The following is a 3113-nucleotide window of genomic DNA, read 5'->3' on the forward strand; positions in this document are numbered from 1 at the left end:
CTTATCCATGCACTTCCCGTCGGAGAGTAAATTAAGAAATGGAAATCAAGATCGAAAGGCCGCTTCGTCTGCACCTTGATGTTGTTGAGATGGACGAACATGTGCCGTCAATGAAAACGCAGATCATCGTTGAAGTACAACAGTTTGGACACAGGTTGGAGTATTACGGGAGTTCGTGGTTTGACTGCACCGTTTGGGACACGTTTGTCGAGGGCCTAAGCAGTCTGGAGGTGAGAGAAGCCAATCTTGTGGATATGGGAGGTCACTTCGTCTTGAGGCTCGGCGTAGTCAATGGAAAGCCATATATATTGTGGGAAATGAAGAAGGTCGACGTATCGGGTGCAATATCTACAGCCACGTTCCGCTCATCGATTGATGACGATACCTTTGCGCATGTGAAACGTCAGTTCGAGGAGTTCTGACGCTGGTGATAGTTGCTGGACCATGGTGCTTATTCCGGGCCTTGGTGCGAACCCTGCGGGACGTGTGAAATGAGAGCGATCAAACTGATGGCAGACTATCAATGCTTCCCGCTGTGGGAGGCATCGCCCGGCGAGGTCGGCAATATTGATCCGGAGGGATTGCCAATCTGGCAGGACCTTAAGACGAAGCTTGCCAATTGGGCACGCCAGTACGACGAAACCCTAAACATGGACTATCCGCCGGATTCCGGATTCGAAAATGCCGCGGTGGAGGCCCAGTTCAAGCAAGAAGGTTATCTTCTTGCCGACCGGTTAAGAATGGAGCTGGGGCCAGAGTATGAAATAAAGATCCGTCTGTAGCCGACAAGCAGTATCAAACGAACCCCGCTTCGGCTGGATTCGTCGCTTCTGGCGGGGAGATCGGCACGTAGCGAGCACGGCGTGCCAGACGGTCAATGCACTGGTGCCGCAGGTGTACCTGCCGGAAGGCTATGCGCTGGCGCTGACCAAGCCGACCGGCGGCACCATCGCCGGCGACAACGTCTCGCTGGACATCGCGGGCCAACTGCGCAACAGCGGGGTGATCACGGCGGGCGACACGCTGAACGTGAAGGCGGGCAGTATCGATGCGGCCCCCAACATGGTGGACATCGGCACGTCGGCCTACCGGGTGCAGGGCGGCTGGAGCGTGATCACCGGGACGGTGGTGCAGCCGGGCGGGTTCATGAGCGCAATGCACATGAACATCGAGGCGGACAGCATCAATGCGGTCAACGATGCGTTCCTGATTCGCGGCGCCGACGGCAGGGTGGACGAGGCCGCAACCGTGGCTCTAGTCAATCAGCTGAAGGCCAAYCTCGGGCTGAACTACACCGAGGGCACGGTMGCCGACGACATCCACACGCGGTTCATCAAGGAGAAGAAGGGGTTCGGGCCGCTAGCCCAGATCGTGATGATGGTRGCCGCGGTGGCCATCTCGATCGYGACGGCGGGGGCTGCGGCAACCGCCCTGGGCGCGACCCTCTCGACGCTGACGCTCGGCCAGGCGATGGCTGTGGCCGCGCTCTCGAGCATGGCGGGCAGTGCCTTCAGCCAACTTGCTTCGGGGCAGGGCCTGRATTTCGGGAAGCTGGCAACCGCGGGTGCCATTGGCGCGATCACGGCCGGCTTGACCAATGGCATCACCTTCGACGGCAGCAGCTTCGGGGTGAGTGCATGGGGGGAGTCCCTGAAGGGAACGAGTACCCTGGCAAACCTCGCTGGCACGAACAGCATCGGTGGTGTCTTGCAGGCGGCGCAGGATGGCGCGACGGGGACGCTCGCTCAGCAAGCCGYGGGCTTCGTKGGCACGGGCTTGATCAATGCTGGCGTCAGTACGGCGTTCAACGGTGGCAGCTTCGGCAATGCGCTCAAGGGCAGCCTGGTGGCACAGGCGGCGGCGCTGGGAGCCAAYAGTATCGGTGCGAACACYGATCCAGGCTCCTTCCAGAACATTCTCAGCCATGCGGCGCTCGGCTGTGTCGCGGGCGCGGCCGGCAGCGGGGACTGTGCGTCAGGGGCGATTGGCGGCGCAACCGGCGCAGTGATATCGCCGCTGGTTGGCGGGGCGTTGGGCGTCACGACGAATGCAGACCGTGAAAACACGCTAAACCGGGTTGTGGTGACAGCGGTTGCCATGCTGACGGGAGGCGGGCTGGCGGCAGCGTTTGAGCAGGAGGGACTGGCCGCGGCTGGCGCTGCACAGAACGAGGCCCTTAACAACTACCTGAGTAGCAAGCCGGAGCGGCAAGCGCTTGAAAAGGCCAATCGGGAATGTGCGAATGGCGTCTGGTCCTCGTGTGCGTCCGCCAATATCTACTCGGAAACTGACCGTAAGAACAACGCTCAGCTGACCGATGGACTGAGTAGTTGCGAGGGAAGCCGTTGCCAAGCGCTTGCGAACTGGATTCAGGGCCAGAAGGCTGCCTACGGCTGCGGTGCAGGTGGCGGCAGCGTGGATTGCCAGGTCTTGGACAAGAGCTGGCAAATTGCGCAGTCCAAGGCGCAGGGCCTTGAGGTGCCAGCATTTGCGCCCGATGATTTGATCGGAACGGGGCTGGTCAAGGGGTTGCTGACGGGTACACTCAAAGGTATTGGCCTRTTGGGTGTGACGAAGGTTGTTCCAGTCGATGCTGCGAAAGTTTTGGGCGAGCGGCTTGCCACAAGCAGTGGGGCAACAGGGACGGTATGGGATGCGATAACAGCGACACAGTCGACTTATCCTGGTTCCGTGATTCCAAAGTCCTTTGAGATGTCGCTGCCCAATGGGCAAAGTGTTTGGGTGCATGGAAATGCAACGGAGCATTTGGCGGAGTACGCCCAGATGATCGCAACGAGCAATCCTCCGGGTGTTGTCCGGCTAACGACGCAACAGCAACTTGCGAGCTTGCAGGGAGCGGTGAACACGGCGACCCAAGGTGGGGTGCCATATAACCAATTATTGAATGTTGGTGGCTGGGAGCTGAAGTTTGCGCCCCCGCGGCAACCGGGGCAAATTCCGGCCCTTATCCATGCACTTCCCGTCGGAGAGTAAATTAAGAAATGGAAATCAAGATCGAAAGGCCGCTTCGTCTGCACCTTGATGTTGTTGAGATGGACGAACATGTGCCGTCAATGAAAACGCAGATCATCGTTGAAGTACAACAGTTTGGA

3 protein-coding genes are annotated in these 3113 nt (G+C 59.1%); all 3 read left to right on the forward strand.

Annotation, left to right across the window (positions count from 1 at the left end; translation table 11 throughout):
- Nucleotides 1-38 precede the first annotated feature (38 nt).
- The 3 genes from AC1DN0_RS40765 (at nt 39) to AC1DN0_RS40775 (ending at nt 2994) form a co-directional block, all read left to right on the forward strand.
- Nucleotides 39-422 (forward strand): hypothetical protein, encoded by a 384-nt coding sequence (locus AC1DN0_RS40765; RefSeq protein WP_441637685.1) that lies wholly within the window; start codon nt 39-41, stop codon nt 420-422.
- A 69-nt stretch (nt 423-491) separates the two neighbouring features.
- On the forward strand, nt 492-782 hold the full coding sequence (locus AC1DN0_RS40770) for a hypothetical protein (RefSeq protein WP_441637687.1): 291 nt from the start codon (nt 492-494) through the stop codon (nt 780-782).
- A gap of 112 nt (nt 783-894) precedes the next feature.
- On the forward strand, nt 895-2994 hold the full coding sequence (locus tag AC1DN0_RS40775; protein WP_477146590.1) for a DUF637 domain-containing protein: 2100 nt from the start codon (nt 895-897) through the stop codon (nt 2992-2994).
- The last annotated feature ends 119 nt before the right edge of the window (nt 2995-3113 follow it).

It is taken from the genome of Cupriavidus sp. 05N39 (assembly GCF_056397325.1).

What these genes read in the sequence shown, in the direction of transcription:
- AC1DN0_RS40765 (WP_441637685.1), top strand. Translation starts at nt 39, where the DNA reads ATGGAAATCAAGATCGAAAGGCCGCTTCGTCTGCACCTTGATGTTGTT.
- AC1DN0_RS40770 (WP_441637687.1), top strand. Translation starts at nt 492, where the DNA reads ATGAGAGCGATCAAACTGATGGCAGACTATCAATGCTTCCCGCTGTGG.